This window comes from Klebsiella sp. H-Nf2 (assembly GCF_002806645.1).
Taxonomy (GTDB): Bacteria; Pseudomonadota; Gammaproteobacteria; order Enterobacterales; family Enterobacteriaceae; genus Klebsiella; species Klebsiella variicola.
Genome location: NZ_PIBL01000005.1, coordinates 37,967 through 55,193 on the forward strand (window position 1 = coordinate 37,967; position 17,227 = coordinate 55,193).

At 60.0% G+C, this 17,227-nt stretch carries 17 protein-coding genes; 11 read left to right on the forward strand and 6 right to left on the reverse strand.

What is annotated here, in order from left to right; genetic code table 11:
* From tdcC to tdcA, 3 genes are all read right to left on the reverse strand, one after another.
* The gene (gene tdcC, locus CWM58_RS14070; protein ID WP_100681143.1) at nt 1–1,332 is read right to left on the reverse strand and encodes a threonine/serine transporter TdcC; all 1,332 of its coding nucleotides are present in this window, start codon (nt 1,330–1,332) and stop codon (nt 1–3) included.
* A gap of 25 nt (nt 1,333–1,357) precedes the next feature.
* On the reverse strand, nt 1,358–2,347 hold the full coding sequence (tdcB, locus tag CWM58_RS14075) for a bifunctional threonine ammonia-lyase/L-serine ammonia-lyase TdcB (protein ID WP_002910762.1): 990 nt from the start codon (nt 2,345–2,347) through the stop codon (nt 1,358–1,360).
* A 93-nt stretch (nt 2,348–2,440) separates the two neighbouring features.
* A complete protein-coding gene (gene tdcA / locus CWM58_RS14080; protein WP_044612909.1) occupies nt 2,441–3,379 on the reverse strand; it encodes a transcriptional regulator TdcA in 939 nt (312 codons plus the stop codon).
* Between the two features lie 167 nt (nt 3,380–3,546).
* On the opposite strand from tdcA, the gene CWM58_RS28610 reads away from it, so the two are divergent.
* From CWM58_RS28610 to CWM58_RS14110, 6 genes are all read left to right on the forward strand, one after another.
* Nucleotides 3,547–3,699, forward strand: coding sequence for a hypothetical protein (locus CWM58_RS28610; RefSeq protein ID WP_165785792.1), 153 nt, complete (start codon nt 3,547–3,549; stop codon nt 3,697–3,699).
* 437 nt (nt 3,700–4,136) lie between these two features.
* Complete coding sequence (locus tag CWM58_RS14090; protein ID WP_100675406.1) at nt 4,137–5,225, forward strand: ABC transporter ATP-binding protein; 1,089 nt, start codon at nt 4,137–4,139, stop codon at nt 5,223–5,225.
* Nucleotides 5,218–5,847: an ABC transporter permease gene (locus CWM58_RS14095; protein ID WP_100681144.1), complete on the forward strand. Its 630-nt coding sequence runs from the start codon at nt 5,218–5,220 to the stop codon at nt 5,845–5,847. Before CWM58_RS14090 ends, CWM58_RS14095 begins: the two co-directional genes overlap by 8 nt.
* A complete protein-coding gene (locus CWM58_RS14100) occupies nt 5,847–6,515 on the forward strand; it encodes an ABC transporter permease (RefSeq protein WP_100681145.1) in 669 nt (222 codons plus the stop codon). The genes CWM58_RS14095 and CWM58_RS14100 overlap by 1 nt, the downstream gene beginning before the upstream one ends.
* Before the next feature lie 60 nt (nt 6,516–6,575).
* Complete coding sequence (locus CWM58_RS14105) at nt 6,576–7,475, forward strand: ABC transporter substrate-binding protein (protein WP_061154160.1); 900 nt, start codon at nt 6,576–6,578, stop codon at nt 7,473–7,475.
* Between the two features lie 58 nt (nt 7,476–7,533).
* Nucleotides 7,534–8,850, forward strand: coding sequence for an NtaA/DmoA family FMN-dependent monooxygenase (locus CWM58_RS14110; RefSeq protein ID WP_227520713.1), 1,317 nt, complete (start codon nt 7,534–7,536; stop codon nt 8,848–8,850).
* A gap of 47 nt (nt 8,851–8,897) precedes the next feature.
* Here CWM58_RS14110 and CWM58_RS14115 read toward each other — a convergent pair whose 3' ends face one another.
* From CWM58_RS14115 to CWM58_RS14125, 3 genes are all read right to left on the reverse strand, one after another.
* Entirely contained in the window at nt 8,898–9,698 is an 801-nt protein-coding gene (locus CWM58_RS14115) for a phosphate/phosphite/phosphonate ABC transporter substrate-binding protein (protein ID WP_100681147.1), read from the reverse strand.
* Nucleotides 9,691–10,677 (reverse strand): fatty acid desaturase, encoded by a 987-nt coding sequence (locus CWM58_RS14120; protein ID WP_165785793.1) that lies wholly within the window; start codon nt 10,675–10,677, stop codon nt 9,691–9,693. The genes CWM58_RS14115 and CWM58_RS14120 overlap by 8 nt, the downstream gene beginning before the upstream one ends.
* Nucleotides 10,678–10,751: 74 nt before the next feature.
* Nucleotides 10,752–11,960 (reverse strand): ROK family transcriptional regulator, encoded by a 1,209-nt coding sequence (locus CWM58_RS14125; RefSeq protein WP_032733255.1) that lies wholly within the window; start codon nt 11,958–11,960, stop codon nt 10,752–10,754.
* A gap of 214 nt (nt 11,961–12,174) precedes the next feature.
* Here CWM58_RS14125 and CWM58_RS14130 point away from each other — a divergent pair, with 214 nt between their 5' ends.
* Genes CWM58_RS14130 through CWM58_RS14150 form a run of 5 tightly spaced genes read left to right on the forward strand, consistent with a single transcriptional unit; the run spans nt 12,175 to nt 17,203 of the window.
* Nucleotides 12,175–13,419: an extracellular solute-binding protein gene (locus CWM58_RS14130; RefSeq protein WP_008804325.1), complete on the forward strand. Its 1,245-nt coding sequence runs from the start codon at nt 12,175–12,177 to the stop codon at nt 13,417–13,419.
* Between the two features lie 9 nt (nt 13,420–13,428).
* Entirely contained in the window at nt 13,429–14,337 is a 909-nt protein-coding gene (locus tag CWM58_RS14135; protein WP_012541290.1) for a carbohydrate ABC transporter permease, read from the forward strand.
* Nucleotides 14,327–15,166: a carbohydrate ABC transporter permease gene (locus CWM58_RS14140; RefSeq protein WP_008804323.1), complete on the forward strand. Its 840-nt coding sequence runs from the start codon at nt 14,327–14,329 to the stop codon at nt 15,164–15,166. The genes CWM58_RS14135 and CWM58_RS14140 overlap by 11 nt, the downstream gene beginning before the upstream one ends.
* A 2-nt stretch (nt 15,167–15,168) precedes the next feature.
* Nucleotides 15,169–16,131 (forward strand): carbohydrate kinase family protein, encoded by a 963-nt coding sequence (locus tag CWM58_RS14145; protein ID WP_012541288.1) that lies wholly within the window; start codon nt 15,169–15,171, stop codon nt 16,129–16,131.
* Entirely contained in the window at nt 16,118–17,203 is a 1,086-nt protein-coding gene (locus CWM58_RS14150; RefSeq protein WP_061154156.1) for an ABC transporter ATP-binding protein, read from the forward strand. The genes CWM58_RS14145 and CWM58_RS14150 overlap by 14 nt, the downstream gene beginning before the upstream one ends.
* Nucleotides 17,204–17,227: the final 24 nt, after the last annotated feature.

Here is a 17,227-nt window from a genome sequence, read left to right on the forward strand (position 1 = left end):
TTAGAACAGTTTGTAAACGATGTTGAGGATGGTCAGCAGACCAATGGCGGTCACAAAGAGGTTATCGAGACGGCCACGGTATTTGGCCAGCGAAGGCGCTTTACGAATGGCGTACATCGGCAGCAGGCACAGCAGCGAGGCGATAATTGGCGCGCCCATGGCCTCAATCAGGTCGAGGATATTAGGGTTGGCATACGCCACCACCCAGGTCGAGCCCATGATGAACACCATGCTCAGGGTATTGAGCTTGCCGCTGGAGACCCGGGTTTTATCCCCTTTATAGCCGAAGCGCAGGATCAGACCGTTCAGCCCTTCAAGGGTGCCGAGATAGTGGCCGAAGAACGATTTGAAGATGGCCACCAGGGCGATGATCGACGCGCCATACTCCAGCAGGGTGGCAAACGAGGATTTGGTGCCCGACATCGAGGCAAAGTGGTTCGCCAGATAGGAGAGTACCGGGATATTCTGCGCCTTGGCGTCCGCCATGTTCTGCGGCGAGAGGGTAAACAGGCAACTGAAGGCGAAGAACATCACCACCGCCACCATCAGCATGCTGGCCCGGGAGATGATCTGTGAGCATTTGCGTTCGGTATACTCCCGGCCAAACTGCGCTTCATACTCTTCGCGTTTGGAGACCACAAACGAGGAGACGATTGGCGAGAAGTTAAAGGAGAAGACCATGATGGAGATGCCCAGCCATACCGTCACCAGAATGCCGTCGTGACCGGTTAAGGCGATATCGCTGAGGTTGACCTGCTCAATCACCGCGCTATTCCAGTAAGGGATCAGGGACAGGGAGATCACCACCAGGCTGGCAATAAACGGCCACACCAGATAGCTCATCACCTTGACCATCAGGTCTTTACCAAACCAGATGACAAACGCCATCAGCAGCAGCAGGAGCAGCGCCACCACCCCGCGGTTGAGAGCCGGCATCTGCAGCTGGTTCTCCCAGAAGGTCATAAAGGTATTGGTGATCGTGACGCCATAAATCCACAGCAGCGGGCAAATGGCGAAGAAGTACAGAAAGGTGATCACCACCCCGCCGGTTTTGCCAAAATGCTCTTCCACCGTTTCGGTGATATTGCCGGAGGGGTTAGCCCCCGACAGGCATAGCCGGGCCAGCGCCCGATGGCAATAAAAGGCGATGGGATAGGCCAGCACCAGCATCACCAGGATCGGGATCAGCCCGCCGAAGCCAGCGCGAATAGGGAAAAACAGCACCCCGGCGCCGATAGCGGTGCCAAACAGGCCCAGGGTCCAGGTGGTGTCAGATTTACGCCAGGACGAAAGGCTTGTCTGGCTGGATGCAATGCTCTCAGTCGTACTCATATCCTGTCCTCACTTATGTATTGAATTAAGCGTCAACAAAACCCGTAATTTGCGATACCCGCGAGAGATCGATATTGCCCCCGGAAATCAGGCTGACCGTTTTGCGGTTCTGGATATAGCTGTCTAGTTTGCCGCTTAATAACGCGGCGCAGGCCAACGCCCCGGCCCCTTCGGTGATCACTTTATTGCGCTGAATTAAGGCGACCATGCTCTGGCGAATGTCGTCCTCACTGACCAGGACGATGTCATCCACCAGCTGGCGGGCGATTTCATAAGTCAGTTTCCCTGGCCGGGCGACATCGCAACCATCGGCTAAGGTGCCGGCGTGGCGATGGCTGGTGATCTCCCCGGCATACCAGGAGGCGGCCATCCCGTGAACATTTTCTGACTGCACGCCAATAATGCGGATCGTCGGGTTAATGGATTTAATCGCAATCGCGATGCCGGCAATTAATCCCCCGCCGCCAATCGGCACGATGACATTATCCACGTCATACAGATCTTCTAATATTTCGAGACCAATCGTTCCCTGCCCGGCAATAACCTGCGGGTCGTCATAGGGGGGAATAAAAATACGGCCCTCAAGTTCAACAATATCGCTGGCTTTGGCGAGGGTATCGTTAAAGTTATCGCCATGCAGGACTACCTCTGCCGAATAATCGCAGGTGGCGGCGACTTTCGATTTCGGCGCCCCTTTCGGCATCACCACTTTCCCGTCAATGCCGAGCATGGCGCAGGAGAGCGAGACCCCCTGCGCATGGTTGCCCGCCGAACAGGCCACCACCCCTTTGCGTTTTTCCGCCGCGGTTAAACCGCAGAGCTTATTAAACGCGCCGCGAATTTTAAATGAGCCCGTGCGCTGCATATTTTCGAATTTAAGGAATATTTCCCCCTGGCAGCGTTCACTAAAATAATTGGAGCGGGGCATGCCCGTTTTATATATTTTTCCCGCCAGGCGTTGCTTCGCCTCGAGAATATCGTCAATGGATACCGGAAGATCGTAGGTAATATGCATGATAGCCTCTGTATCTTAATATAAAGTCAATGACCGGGCGTCATCCTGCTGATAACAGCGAGGAAGTGTGTTGGGTTATTTAATCAATATCAGTCAGGCAATTTCTATTGGCTGCCAGTGGCGGTTGCCCTGCCCCGAAGAATACTGTTTCGCCATCTCCACCAGCGACGCCGCCGCGGTTTTAAGCCGGTAATTCTTCGACCATACCGCCGCATAGCGCGCTACCGGCAAGGCCTCTTTAATGGGGATGGTGACAAACTGGCTCGAGCCGAACGGCGTGGTCATGTCGCAGGGGATCACCGTCAGAAAATCGGCATTGAGTACCAGGTTATAGATTGTCACCACCGAATCGGTATTGACGATATTTTCGCGGCGGATGCCGCTGCGCTGCAGGGTGGTCAGCAGTTCGCTGTAATAGCCCATATTGGTCTCCGGCAGCACCCACTGCTCATGCTGGAGCGAGGCCAGGCGGACGGTGCCGTTGCCGATCCGCGCCCGGTTCGCCACCAGCACAAACTCAGATTCAAACAGCGGCTCGACGTGCAGGTCCTGCAGTTTCATCTCATCGCTCAGCGTCCCGATGGCGAAGTCGAGACGCCCGTCGCGGATCGCCGGTAAAAAAGCGGAGAGCTGCGCTTCATACATTGAGACCCGCGCCTTCGGGAAGGTCATTTTAAACTGATGCACCATCTCCGACATAAAGGTAAACCCGACCAGCGAAGGGAAACCAAAGGAGACATCCACCACCGCGCTGTTGGTCAGAGCATTCATTTCATTGACCATATTTTTCATTTCACGGGTGATCGCTTCTGACCAATTGAGAAATACCTGCCCGGCCTCGGTGAGCGAAACGCCGGTATTTCGCCGGACGATTAATTCGCTGCCAAAATAACTTTCCATGTCGCCAATGATTTTACTGACCGCTGGCTGAGTGAGTCCTAACGCTTTTGCTCCGGCCCCGATTGACCCACTGCGGATCACTTCCTGGAAAACCACCAGATGCTGTGTTTTAGGCAGAGAAAAAGTATTCATCGCGTCTCACTTTCATTCCTTTGTTGACGGCGGAAAGTGTAACAAATCGCGATTGCCGGGTTATGTGAGAGCTCTCACAAAGGCTCCGCCGCGGCGGATAGCCAGACTTCGTCAGCAAAAATAAAAACATTAAAATCATTAAGTTATAATAAAAATGAGTGTTCTTTATGCGACTTCCGGCGGGCGCGAATGCGGGGATAAAAATAATTGATGGCGATAACAGCGCCGCTAAAATGGCGATAAAAAATACGCCTTTTGTACGCTATTCGACCATCACTGTCAGGCTGGTGGGAAATCAAAAAATTAAATTAATGCTGTAAACAATAAAAAGCAGACGTAATAAACGCAGTTATTTAACGACAAGCCGGTTGGGCATCACATTTTATCCCCGGCGGTTGGGGAAAATGCGCGGTCATTATTTACACCAAAGAAACATTAAATTCACAATCTTGTTTTTCTTGTGCGGCGGACGGCGCTGCTTTTTCCGCCATCTCACAGTCGGTCATACTTTGATTAAAATCAACCCTGGTAATTTATCTTTTACGGCGGCCAATGGAGAGTCATTTGTGTTGCCGATCACAAATCCATAAAACAACGGCCTGGCCTCTCTTCCATAGCAACTGATTAACCAGCTTTTCACTATGCAAATGCAAATAACGTATTTGCCCTCCCCGCAGGTGCTCTGTAGTTTGAGCCAGGATCCCGGCGCCACTTTATCCGGGTCAGAACTTTATTATTCAGAGTGTTAAATTCCGCCATGATAAAATTAGCGCATCTTTTTAAAACCTATCCAGGCAGCGCCCAGCCGGCCATTCGCGACCTCAGTCTGGATATTGATCATGGCGAATTCTGCACCTTCGTCGGCCCGAGCGGCTGCGGAAAAACGACTATCCTGCGGATGATTAACCAGCTGGATATTCCCGACAGCGGCGACGTCTATATTCAGGGCGTCCGTCTCGCTGACGCTGATATTATCCAGATCCGCCGCCAGATCGGCTTCGTGATGCAAAGCGCTGCGCTCTTTCCCCATCGTACCGTGGCGCAAAATATCGCTACCGTGCCGCGGCTGGCGGGCTGGAGCAAAGCGCGGATCCGCGCGCGGATTGACGAACTGGTGGCGCTGATGTCGCTCGATAGCCATCTGCTGCACCGCTATCCGCATCAGCTCTCCGGCGGCCAGCAGGGGCGTGTGGCCATCGCCCGTGCTATCGCCGCCGATCCGCCCATTTTACTGATGGATGAGCCTTTCGCCGCCATCGACCCGGTGGTCCGCGAACGCCTCCAGGATGAGCTCTTGCTCCTGCAGCAGCGGCTGCAGAAAACCATTGTATTAGTGACCCACGACATCAATGAAGCGATCCGCCTCGGCGATAAAATCGCCATTTTCCAGGAAGGCGGCGTGCTGGCGCAGTTTGATACCCCCGACCGTATTCTGGCCCACCCGGCGAGCGAGTTCGTGCGCCGCTTTATCGGCCCGGAACCCAATCTGAAGCGGCTGGGCATGATACAGGTCGGCCAGTTGCCGCGTCACGATGTCCCCCTGCTCGACGAAGCGCTGACACCGATCGCCAGCGCCCATCCACCGCTGGCCAGCCCGTTGCGTCTGGTGCTTGACCGCCAGCGACGCCCGCTGCACTGGTTTGATCCGCAGCGGGGCCTCACCCTGCCGGTGGAGCGCCCGCTCGCCAGCAGCCACAGCCTGCGTTTTGCCTACAGCGCGCTGCTCGACGTGGCGACCGGCGTGCTGGTGCATGTGGATGACGAAGGACAATACCAGGGGGCGGTATCCCACACCCTGCTGCAGCAGGTGCTCGACGGCGCGGTGGGGGTGCGATCTCATGATTGACTGGGGTTGGGTTATCGATAACCACGCGATGATCGGCGATCTGCTCTGGCAGCATGCGCGGATGGTCCTGCTGGCCCTGCTTTTCGGCTCCCTGCTCACCGGCGGCCTGTTAGCGGTGACCTTACGCTGGCCCGCGACGGCGCAGCCGCTCATCACCCTGTGCGGTGTGCTCTTTACCATTCCCTCGCTGGCGCTGTTTATTTTATTGCTGCCGTTTACCGGGCTGTCGCTGACCACCTCGCTGATTGGCCTGACGCTGTACTCCCTGCTGATCCTGCTGCGCAACGTGCTGGCTGGCATGGAGAAGCTGCCGCAGGCGGCACTGGAGTCCGCGCGGGCGCTCGGCTACACCCGCGGGTTCCGCTTCTTCGATATCGAGCTGTGGCTGCTGCTGCCCTCTCTGTTTGCCGGGTTGCGCATTGCCTCGGTGACACTGGTCGGCCTGGTCACCGTCACTGCGCTGATCGGCCAGGGCGGGCTGGGGCAGCTGCTGCTGGCGGGTTTTAATCAGGACTTTCTGACGCCGATTGTCGTTAGCCTGGTCCTGAGCCTGCTCCTGTCGCTGGTCTTTGACGGGCTGATTGCCCGTCTTGGCGACTGGCTAACGCCGTGGACCGAATGATGACGCTGCTTCTCGCCACCTTTCACTGGCTAACCCAACCGGAGCACTGGCTGGGCGACGAGGGCATCTTGCTGCGCCTCGGCCAACACCTTTATTACGTGCTGGTCAGTATGGCCGTGGCCTGCGCCATTGCCCTGCCGCTCGGCATCGCGCTGGGCTACTGGCGCAAAGGCGCCTTCGTGGTGATTAACCTGTTTAATCTTGGCCGCGCCATCCCCTCGTTAGGGCTGATTTTATTATGCATCATTGTTTTTGGCTTTAACGATATCCCGGTGCTGGCGGCGCTTATCGCGCTCTCGATTCCACCCATCCTCACTAACACCTGGGTAGGGATTTATCACGCCGACCGCCCGCTGTGCGATGCGGCCATCGCGCTGGGCATGACCCCCTGGCAAAGCCTGTGGCAGGTGAGGATCCCGCTGGCGGTGCCGCTGATCCTCGCCGGTGTGCGCACGGCGCTGGTTCAGCTTATCGCCACGGCGGTGGTCGCGGCCTATGCCGGTCTGGGTGGGCTGGGACGATTTCTGATTGACGGTCTCGGGCAGCGGGATATCCCGCAGGTGATCGGCGGCTCGCTGGTGGTTTCCCTGCTGGCGATAGGCGGTGAACTGCTTTTCGCCCGCTGCGCCGGCCGCCTGGTTCACCGCCGTATTGCCGCGCCTTATTAGCGTGAAACTGACATGACCCCAGCGCCTGGGGCTGATTAACCTGAAAATAAAAGAGGTATTATGAAGCAATTATTTGGCAAGGCCGTCACCGCCCGTCGATTTCGTCTCTCGCTGCTGGCTGCCGGGCTATTCAGCCTGAGCGTTAGCAGCCTTGCCGCCAGCGTCACGGTGGGCGGGGCCAACTTTACCGAAAGCTCCATTCTCGCCAACATCTACGCCAGCGCGTTAAAGAAAAACCATATCGAGGCCAACACCCGTCTCAACCTTGGCAACCGGGAAATTATTATTCCGGCGCTGCAGAGCGGTGAGATCGATATCGTCCCGGAATATCTTGGCGCTCTGCTCAATTTCTATAACGGCAAGACCGAGGCCACCAGCCAGCAGGCCGTTAGCGCTGAGCTGGCCCAGGCCCTGCCCGCCGATTTCACGCTGTTGACCCCGGCCCCGGCCACCTCGATCACCGCCTGGGCGGTACGTGCCGAGACCGCGGAGAAATACCATCTGCGCACCCTCTCCGACCTGAAGCCCGTCGCCCCGCAGCTGGTGATCGGCGGACCACCGGAGCTGGCGGTACGCGCCCTGGGCCTGCCGGGGCTGAAGCGCGTCTATGGTCTTGAGTTCAAAGCGGTGAAATCGCTGGACATGGGCGGGCCGCTGACCCGGCTGGCGCTCAATTCGGGCAAAATCGACGTCGCGACGGTCGTCTCCACCCAGGGCAACCTGGCGAAGGAGAAATGGGTGGTTCTGGAAGATGATAAACATGAGCAACCGAGTCAGAACGTGGTGCCGCTGGTGCGCAAAGCCAGCCTGACGCCGGAGATCAGCGCCGTGCTCAATGAGGTGTCCGGCAAGCTGGACAATGCCACGCTGATTGCCCTCAACCAGCAGGTGGATCTCCAGCATAAAGATCCGGCAGCCGTCGCCGAGCAATGGGTTAATGCCAACCTCACCCAACACTGACCGTCACCCCGCCACGGATGGCGTTCAGCCGCGAGTCCACGCTATGTCTACCCGACACATGATCCTGAACCTGTTCTTTTATAACCCGCAGGGGGATTACCGTTTCTCCTGGCGTCACCCTGACGCACCAGAAGCGGAAATATTTACCCTCAACTATTACGCCAGTCTGGCGCGCAAGGCCGAAGCGGCGACCCTCGACGCTATCTTTGTCGCCGACCATATCGCGGTGTGGGATACGGTGCCCAGCGGCCTGACCCACTATGCCAACGCCCGGCTTGAACCCCTGACGCTGCTCTCCGCCCTCGCCGCGGTGACGGAGCATATCGGTCTGATGGCCACCGCGTCGACCTCCTATAACGAACCCTATAACCTGGCGCGCTACTTTGCCTCGCTGGATTTCCTCAGCAATGGCCGGGCCAGCTGGAATGTGGTGACGTCGTGGCTGGAAGAAGAGGCCGCAAACTTCGGTCTGGAGCAGCTTCCCCGCCACGGCACCCGCTACCAGCGGGCCAATGAATTCATCGACGTGGTCACTCGCCTGTGGGATTCCTGGGAAGATGGCGCGGCGATCTTCAATAAAGCGCACGGATTATTCGCCGATGCCGGCAAGGTGCATCACCTCGACTATCAGGGCGAGTACTTTCGCGTGCGCGGCCCGCTCAACGTCCCTCGCCCGCCGCAGGGCCATCCGCTGCTGGTGCAGGCCGGCTCTTCAGAGGCGGGAAAAGCGCTGGCCGCCGCCTGGTCTGATATGCACTTCGTGTTTATTCACTCGATCGCCGAAGGGCTGGCCTATCGCGAAGAGATGAACCAGCGACTGCGTCAGAACGGGCGCGATCCGGCCCATTTCAAAATTATCGCCGGGGTCCTGCCGGTGGTGGTGAATTCCAGCGAGGAAAAGGCGGCCCGCCAGCAGCTTAACGAGCAGCTGATGAGCGACCAGATGGCTATCGACCTGCTCTCCTCTTATCTTCGGATGGATCTCAGCACCCTGCCACGGGACCAACCCCTGCCGCCGCTCCCCGATGAAGAGAGCTTTGATGGCATCCGCACGGCGCTGAAGCTTATCCGCCAGTACGATCCGCGGCTCACCCTGCTGGAGTTGGGGAAATTGTTATTACAGAGTTCCGATAGCTGGCTGCTGCTGGGCAGTGCCGAGGAGATTGCCGCCACCTTAACAGAGACCTGGCAGGCGGGCGCCGCCGATGGGTTCAACCTGATGTTCCCGCTGCTGCCGGGAGACTTTGACCGCTTTGTTGACCAGGTGGTGCCGATTCTGCAGCGTAACGGCGTCATGCGCGATCGCTATCCACCCGGCACCCTGCGTGAAAAGCTCGGTCTGCCCGCGGTGGAAAACCGCTTCACCGCGCCGTAGCCCGACGAGGCCCGCCCCGGCACAGATCGCTGGCCGGGGCATTTTACCTATAGCTGGCTGACTCCCAGCGCCGCGGCCTCATCCCGCCACGCCAGCAGCGGCGCATAGGCCTCCCGCGGCATATCGCTGTAGCCGCAGATCAGTAAGGCGTCGCACTGGGGACGATAGCGCGCATCGCTCACCAACTGCTGGAGCGCCTCGCGCAGGCTATTCAGCGTCGCCGCCGGGGTGGCGCCAGCGGTGATCAGCGGCAGCCCTGGCGCGGCCGGGCTCCAGCCGATCGCCACCAGGCCTGCCAGGGCCTGCGGCTGATGGCGCTGCAGTAGCGCGTAGGTCACGCAGTCGATGGCGGCGATATCGGCGTTTTCCTGCTGCAGCTCGCGCAGCGACTGCCGATGGCTGCCGCTGAACACCACCGCCGAAAAAAATCGCCCCTCCCGGGAGAGCGGCGCGACCATCTTACGCAGCACGTTGTAGCCGGACTGCGAGTGCTCGGCATTGCACACGGCCCGACGGCCAAAAAAGTCCCCCAGCATCCGGTGACTATCCGCTTCGCGGACCACCAACAGGCTGCGGTAGCGGCGCCCTTCACAACCGGGCGCGGCGTAGTGGAAACAGCCCACCGTCTGCACCTCCGGCAGCTGGGTCACCAGCGGGTAGCCGCAGGTCTGGCTCAGCAACAGCGTCGGCTGGCGCCAGTGGTCCAGCAGATCCTCGGGGTCAGCCGCCGGAGGGTCTCCCGTCACCGTCACGCCGCGTTCGGCCAGCAGCGACTGCACCGCCTGCCACAGGGCCTGAGTCTGTTGACGGTGGATGGCATACATCGGAAAGGTCATGCGTTCAGCCATGTTCTCCTCCCGCTTGCGCCTGCTCGCCAAAGCCCGGATGGGCGTTCACCGCCACCGCCCGGCGGCCAAAATGGCGTCGCCACTCACCGTACCCACGCACCAGGAACCCCTGATTACGCTGCAGATAAGCCGCCTGGCGATGCAGATACAGCCGACGTAAACCGTACCAGGGGACGCCGGGCAGGTCATGATGCACCGCATGGTAATTGAGATTGAGGAACAGCACCCGCCAGGGGAGCCCGGCCTCGTTGATCACCGAGCGGGCCAGCGGGTCATCCGCGGCGCGGTGTTCGAGAAAAGAGCGCACTTTGGTCAGGGCCAGCGCCGGGTAGCTCACCGCCAGCACAAACCACAGTGGGGAAAAACCCTGCGCCGCCATCCAGGTCAGCAGGCCCGTCAGCAGCAACAGATGCAGACTCCACATGGCGATAGCGCGGCGGTCACCCTCGCGGAAAGCCCGCAGCGCGCTGTTCAGGGTGTGAATAATATCCATCAGCGGCGCCAGCAGCAGACGCCCCCAGAAGGTGTTGCGCAGGTGGATAAGGCGGCGCTGCCAGGCAGAGAAGCGCTGCCAGCTTTCCGCCGTCACATAGTACGATTCAGGGTCGTCCTCGGGGTGCGTCAGCAGATGGTTGCGATGGTGCGCCAGGTGGCTGTCGCGGTAGATGCCGTAGGGATACCAGACCGCCAGCGGCAGCGTCCCCAACAGCTGGTTAAACCATGCCAGCCGGGTGGGATGCCCATGGATAAGCTCGTGCTGTAAGGACATATACCAGGTGGTAAACCAGATCAGCAGCAGCGTGGCCGGCATCAAACCCAGCGTCCGCCAGCCCGCCACGCAGGCAAACCAGCCGCCGTAAACCGTCACAATCAGCAGCCATGTCGGCAGCTCGCTGCGCCACAGCCAGCTGCGCGCCAGCTGGCGGATCAGGATGCGCTGTTGGTCATCCACATAGACAGCCGTCTTCTTTTCCGTCACTTCCGATACCTTGCCGTGTTGCCTCATTCCCTCCGAAGATGTGAGATAACACGTTAAATAACAAAGTATTTAATTTACTTAGCTTTGCCAAAAAGCGCGTTTGTATTCACCGCTTTCATCAACACCTGAAACTGCGGATTAAATTCATCAAAGATTGGCAGCGCAGCGGCGCCCAGCGCGGCGGTATCGGTGCCGGTCATCCCCATTTTGACACGCTGCGCCGGCAGGTAACGCCCGCGCACAGACTGATACAGCGGCGGCAGCCGCGCCAGCACTTTCTCCAGCAAGGGGGCGGGCATCATACCGCCCACCACCACCGTCTCGGCATCGAAGACGCACTCCAGCAAATTGATCGCCTGACGCAACGGCGCCAGGATGCTGGTGATCCACTGGTCGAAAAGCGCAGCGTCCACCGACAGCAGATCCTCCGGCAGCGCGCGATAGGGGTCGAGGCCGCAAAACTCATAGGCCGCCTGCAGCGAAACATAGCGCTCAAGGCATCCCTCATTCCCGCAATAGCAAGGGCGACCGTTCGGCGCGACCACAATATGCCCGACCTCACCGGCGTTATGGGCATGGCCGGTATACACATGACCATCGGTAAAAATACCGGCGCCCAGACCGGTGCCAATATAGAGATAGACAAAAGAGTTGAGCTGCCGCGCCACGCCGTGAAAGCGTTCGCCAATGGCGGCCACCGTGGCGTCGTTTTCGAGAGTCACCGGCAGGCCGCTGAGTCGCCCGAGCTCCGCCGCTACATCGACCCCTTCCCAGCCGTTGAGCGTCGTGGGTCCCGTCGACGAGATCCCTTCCACGCCAAAGGGCCCCGGCATCACGACCCCCATCCCCAGCACCCGCGACCAGTCCAGCGTCGGCAGCGCACGGATCTCATCCAGCACCTCGGCGAGGCGGGCAAAGGTCGCACCAGGCTGGGGCTTTTGCACCAGAATGAGTCGGCGAAAATGGACCTCGCCGGCCAGATCCACCAGCACCACAATTAGCGTCTGATGATCAAGATGGATGCCAATTGACCAGGCGCTGGCGGGATTGAGGCTCACCGGCACCGCTGGCTGTCCACGGCCGCTGGCGCGCCGCGGTTGGTGGCTGGTCAGGAGATCCATCTGCTCCAGCTCCGCCACAATATTCGACACGGTCTGCGGGGTCAGCGCGGTCAGCCGCGCCAGCTCGGCGCGGGTCAGCTCGCCATGTAAACGCACCGCCTCAATGATCACCCGGCGGTTATGGACCCGGGCATGTTCAAGGTTTGTACCTGATGTTTTCATCGTTTCCCTTCCAGGCTGGACTGGTGAAATTTTAGCCGGCATCACAGATCTGACAACGACCCGCGCAGGCGAGCCTTCGCGATGGCATACCCTTTGCTACGCTTAGTGCTGGGACCACTCGGGAGATGTTGCCGATATTGTCGCCCTGATTAAATCAATCAAATTGATTTAATAAATCATAACCCCTTTCAGTACAGCACAGCGGAGAGCAAAGATGAAATACCACAGCGCACTACGGGTCAACGCCTGTCTGCTGGCGATGCTCGTTATCAGCGGGAGCGTCAGCGCAGCGACCCAGATTAATGCCCTGTTCATGACCCAGGCGGCCTATAGCGAAAACGACATTCGCGCGATGACCAGTGACTTCGAAAAGCAACACCCTGACGTGAAGGTCAACCTCGAATTCGTCCCCTATGAAGCGCTGCACGACAAGATCGTCGCCGCCCGCGGCGCGGGGGGTAACGGCTACGATGTGGTGCTGTTCGACGCGATCTGGCCGGCGGAGTTTAGCCGCTTCGATCTGCTGCAGGATGTCTCCTCACGGATTGCCGCCGACGAGCGCGAGAAGATTTTCCCCGGGGCGATGAATACCGTGGTGTATCAAGGCAAAACCCTCGGCATGCCGTGGATCCTCGACACCAAATATCTGTACTACAACAAAGCCATGCTGGACAAAGCGGGGATCAAAACGCCGCCTGCCAGCTGGCAGCAGGTGATGGACGACGCCAAAGTGCTTAAGGACAAAGGGATTGTTAAATATCCTCTGGTCTGGAGCTGGTCGCAAGCGGAAGCGCTGGTCTGCGATTACACCACCCTCGTCTCCGGCTTCGGCGGGAGCTTCTACCAGAACGGCAAGCTCGATTTTTCGACGCCCGCCTCGCTGAAAGCGGTCACGCTGATGAAAACCTCGCTCGATCAGGGGCTAAGCAACCCGGCCTCACGTGAATACCTTGAGGAGGATGTGCGTAAGGCTTTCTCCAATGGCGACGCCGCCTTTGCGCTCAACTGGACCTATATGTACAACATGGCCAACGATCCGAAACAGAGTAAAGTCGCAGGTGATGTGGGCATTGTCCCCGCCCCAGGCGATACCCCGGATAAACCCGGCGCCGTCAACGGTTCAATGGGGCTGGGCATCGCCAAAGCCAGTCAGCATCCGGAAGAGGCCTGGCAGTATATTCACTATCTGACCTCCCAGCCGGTACAGGACAAGTATGCCAAACTGAGCTTGCCGGTGTGGAAAGCCTCGTACCAGGATCCTGCCGTTGCCAAAGGCCAGGAGAGCCTGATCGCCGCCGCCGACAAGTCGTTGAACGTGATGCTTTCTCGTCCCGAAACGGCAGATTACTCGCGCCTGTCAAATACCCTGCAACAGCAGCTTCAGTCGGTACTGCAGGGTAAAGCCACGCCCGACGTCGCCCTCAAGGCGGTCGACACCAGCGCGGCCCGTCTGCGTTAAGGAGGCATGATGCTGAGTCTGCAACGACGCGAGCATCGTCAGGCATGGGTGCTGTTAGCGCCCATGCTTATCGCGATGTTTATCCTCACCGCATGGCCGCTGGCGCGCACGCTGTGGCTGAGTTTTACCGATACCGCGCTGGCGGGAAGCGGCGAGGCGACCCACTACGTCTGGCTGGATAATTATCTTTATGCCCTGACCGACCCGGACTTTCGTGCGGCCTTCGCGCGAACGCTCTATTTCACCGTGGTCTCGGTGGCGATTGAGGGGGCGATCGGCGTACTGGTGGCGCTGTTGTTGAATCAGCGTTTTGTCGGGCGAAATGTCCTGCGGGTGCTGGTGATCCTGCCGTGGGCGTTGCCAACTATCGTCAACGCCATGATGTGGCGGCTTAACTTTAATCCCGACTACGGCAGCGTTAATGCTCTGCTCAGCCAGCTGGGGCTGATTGACAGCTATCGCAGCTGGCTGGGCTCGCCGGATTCCGCGCTGCACGCGGTGATGCTGGCGGATATCTGGAAAAACTACCCGCTGGTCACCCTGCTGGTGCTGGCCGCCCTGCAGTCTGTTCCCGACGATCTGTACGAGGCGGCGCGGCTCGACGGCGCCTCGGCCTGGCGGCGTTTTCGCGCCATTACCTTTCCGGCCATTGTGGGTCCCCTTGGCGTCGCGCTGGTGTTACGCACCATCGATGCCTTCAAAGTGTTCGACATTATCTATGTGATGACCCGCGGCGGCCCGCTCGACAGTACCAAAACGTTGAGCTTTTTTGTCTATCAGGAGTCCTTCAGCTACCTGCGCGCCGGCAGCGGCGCGGCCTACGCCATGCTGATGAGCCTGATGTGCGCCGTGCTGATAGCCCTGTATCTGTTTTTGCTGCTGCGTCAGCGGCGCCGGAGTGTTGATGATGAAGCGTAAAGGGTACATCGTACTGCGTTACCTGGCGGCGCTGGCGGTGGCGATCTCGATCCTCGCCCCGATGCTGTGGCTGTTTTTGATGAGCGTCAGCACCACCGCGGACCTCACCCGCGTCCCGCTGGAGTGGCTCCCGCGGCAGTGGGACTTCAGCCGCTATGGCCACCTGCTGTCGCTGGCCCCTGGCGAACCCGGGGCGCTGTTTCTTCCCGCGCTGGGCAACAGCCTGCTGGTGGCCGCCGGCGCCACGCTGGTGTCGCTGTTGCTGGCGATCCCCGCCGCCTTCAGCTTTTCCCGCTATCCCGGCCGCGACGGCTGGCTGTACGCCGGCCTCGGCATCTATATGGTGCCGCCCGTGGCCTTTGTGCTGCCGCTCTATTTTATTCTTGAACACTTTGGCCTGCTCAACACCCGCAGCGGGCTGGTGCTGGTCTACTGCTCGCTGATCGTGCCGTTTCTGACGTGGATGGTCAAAAACCAGTTCGATACCCTGCCGCAGGATATCGAGCAGGCGGCCCGGCTTGACGGTCTGCGCATCTGGCAGGTCCTGCTGCGTATCACTCTGCCGCTGGCGAAACCGATGCTTGGCGCCGCCGCGCTGTTCGGCTGGCTGCTGGCGTGGGACGAGTTTTTCTATGCGCTACTGTTCACCAGCAACCTCGCCGCCCAAACGCTGCCGGTGACCATCGCCGGCTTCACCGCTGGCCGCGCCACCGATGACGGGCTGGTGGCGGCGGTCGGCATACTGGCTTCAGTCCCTCCGCTGTTGATTGCTATCTGGCTGCAAAAATCGCTGGTCAGCGGCCTCACCAACGGAGGAAGTAAAGGATAACTATGGATAACACCAGGACACCTGTGCTCTATATCGTGGGCAATTACAATATTGATTTAGTGATGGGAACCCTGACCCACTGGCCTGCCCAGGGGACTGAGATGATGCTCGAGCACAGCGCGCTGCGGCCCGGCGGCTCTGCCGGTAACTGCGCGCTGGCCGCCGCCGCCATGCAGCTTCCGCACTGCGCGGTCGGCTGTCAGGGCGACGACGCGTTTACTCCGTGGCTGGCGGCACAGTTTCCCGGCGGCAGCGCACGCTGGCCGCAGTATCCCTGTGAAACCTCGCTGACGGTGGCGATCACCCATCCCAACAAAGAGCGCTCCTTCCTCAGCAACCACGGACATATTACCCGCCTGACCGCCGGGGATGTGCTGAGCCAGCTGCCGGCCGCCGCTGGCGAGGGCGATATCGTGTTGCTCTGCGGTACCTTTCTCTGTACCGGGCTGCTGTCCGACTATCCGCAGCTGCTCGCCACGCTCCGCCAGCGCGGGTTTACCCTTGCCGTCGATACCGGCTGGCCACCTCAGGGCTGGAGCGACCCGCTGCGTCATGAGGTCGACCGCTGGCTGGGCGACTGCGACTGGCTGTTGCTCAACGACGTTGAAACCCTGCAGCTGGCCGGCCACCCGACCCTCGCCGAAGCCGCCGCAGCCCTGGCGGCACGGCTCAGCGGCCGCGGCGGGTGCGTGGTGAAGCGCGGCGCCGACGGCGCGGACTGCTGGACGACCGACGGCCATCACCATGCGCCGACCCGGCCAGTCACCGTGATCGATACCATCGGCGCTGGCGACAGCTTTAACGCAGGATTTCTTGCCGCACTGCTGAGCGGCAAACCTGCGGCGGCCGCGCTGCGCTGGGGAAATACCGTCGCCGCGCAGGCGATCGGCACCTCCCCGCGCCGCTATCCCGACTGGCATACCCTGCAACATCACCTTGAGGAGGCCACCGATGGCCAGTGTTGAACTGATCGATGTCGCCAAGCGCTACGGCAAACAGACGGTGCTCCAGCCGCTGGACCTCACCATCCCCGACGGCAGCTTTACCGTGCTGGTGGGCCCTTCCGGCTGCGGCAAGTCGACCCTGCTGCGCCTGCTGGCCGGTCTCGAAACGCTTTCCGGCGGCACCATTCTGATGAACAAGCGGCCGGTCAACGATCTGGATCCGGCCGACCGCGATGTGGCGATGGTCTTTCAGAGCTACGCGCTCTACCCCCACCTGACGGTGGCGGAAAATCTCGCCTTTCATATGCAGGTCAAAAAGGTGGATAAGCAGTTACAGAAAAGCAAAGTGCAGCAGGTCGCCAGCCTGCTGGGGATTGATAAACTGCTGGCTCGCTATCCGCGTGCGCTCTCCGGCGGCCAGCGCCAGCGGGTGGCGATGGGCCGGGCCATGGTCAGAAACCCCCAGGTTTTCCTGTTCGATGAGCCGCTGTCGAACCTTGACGCCCAGCTGCGGATGGAGCTGCGCGCGGAGATCAAATCCCTTCACCAGCGTATCAATACCACCATGATCTATGTCACCCATGACCAGGTGGAGGCGATGACTCTGGCCGATCAGATTGTGGTGATGCGCGACGGGCAGATCGTCCAGCAGGGGGCGCCGCTGGCCATTTACGACCAGCCCTGCAATACCTTCGTCGCCCGCTTTATCGGCTCCCCGCCGATGAATCTCCTGCCCGGTCAGCGCGCCGTGCGCGACGGCCAGCCCGGCGTCGCCTGCGGCGAGCTGTGGTTTCCGCTGGCCGAACGCTGGCATCAGGCCGTGGCACAGCAGGGCGATGCCCCGCTGATTGTCGGTCTGCGCCCGCAGGATATTCTGCCGGATGCGCATGGCGCGCTGGCAACGGTAAACATCATGGAGGTGACGGGGGAATCCACCCTGCTGCATCTCGACTGGCAGGGTTTTCCGGTGCATGTGCAGGTTGCCGGCAGGGTGGCGGTCGCGGCGCAGCAGACGCTGGGGCTGACTCTCCGCCGCGAAAACCTGCATCTGTTTGATGCCGCCAGCGGCGAACGGCTGGCGGAGACGCGCTAAGGGCGAAGGGAGCCGGTCATCTTC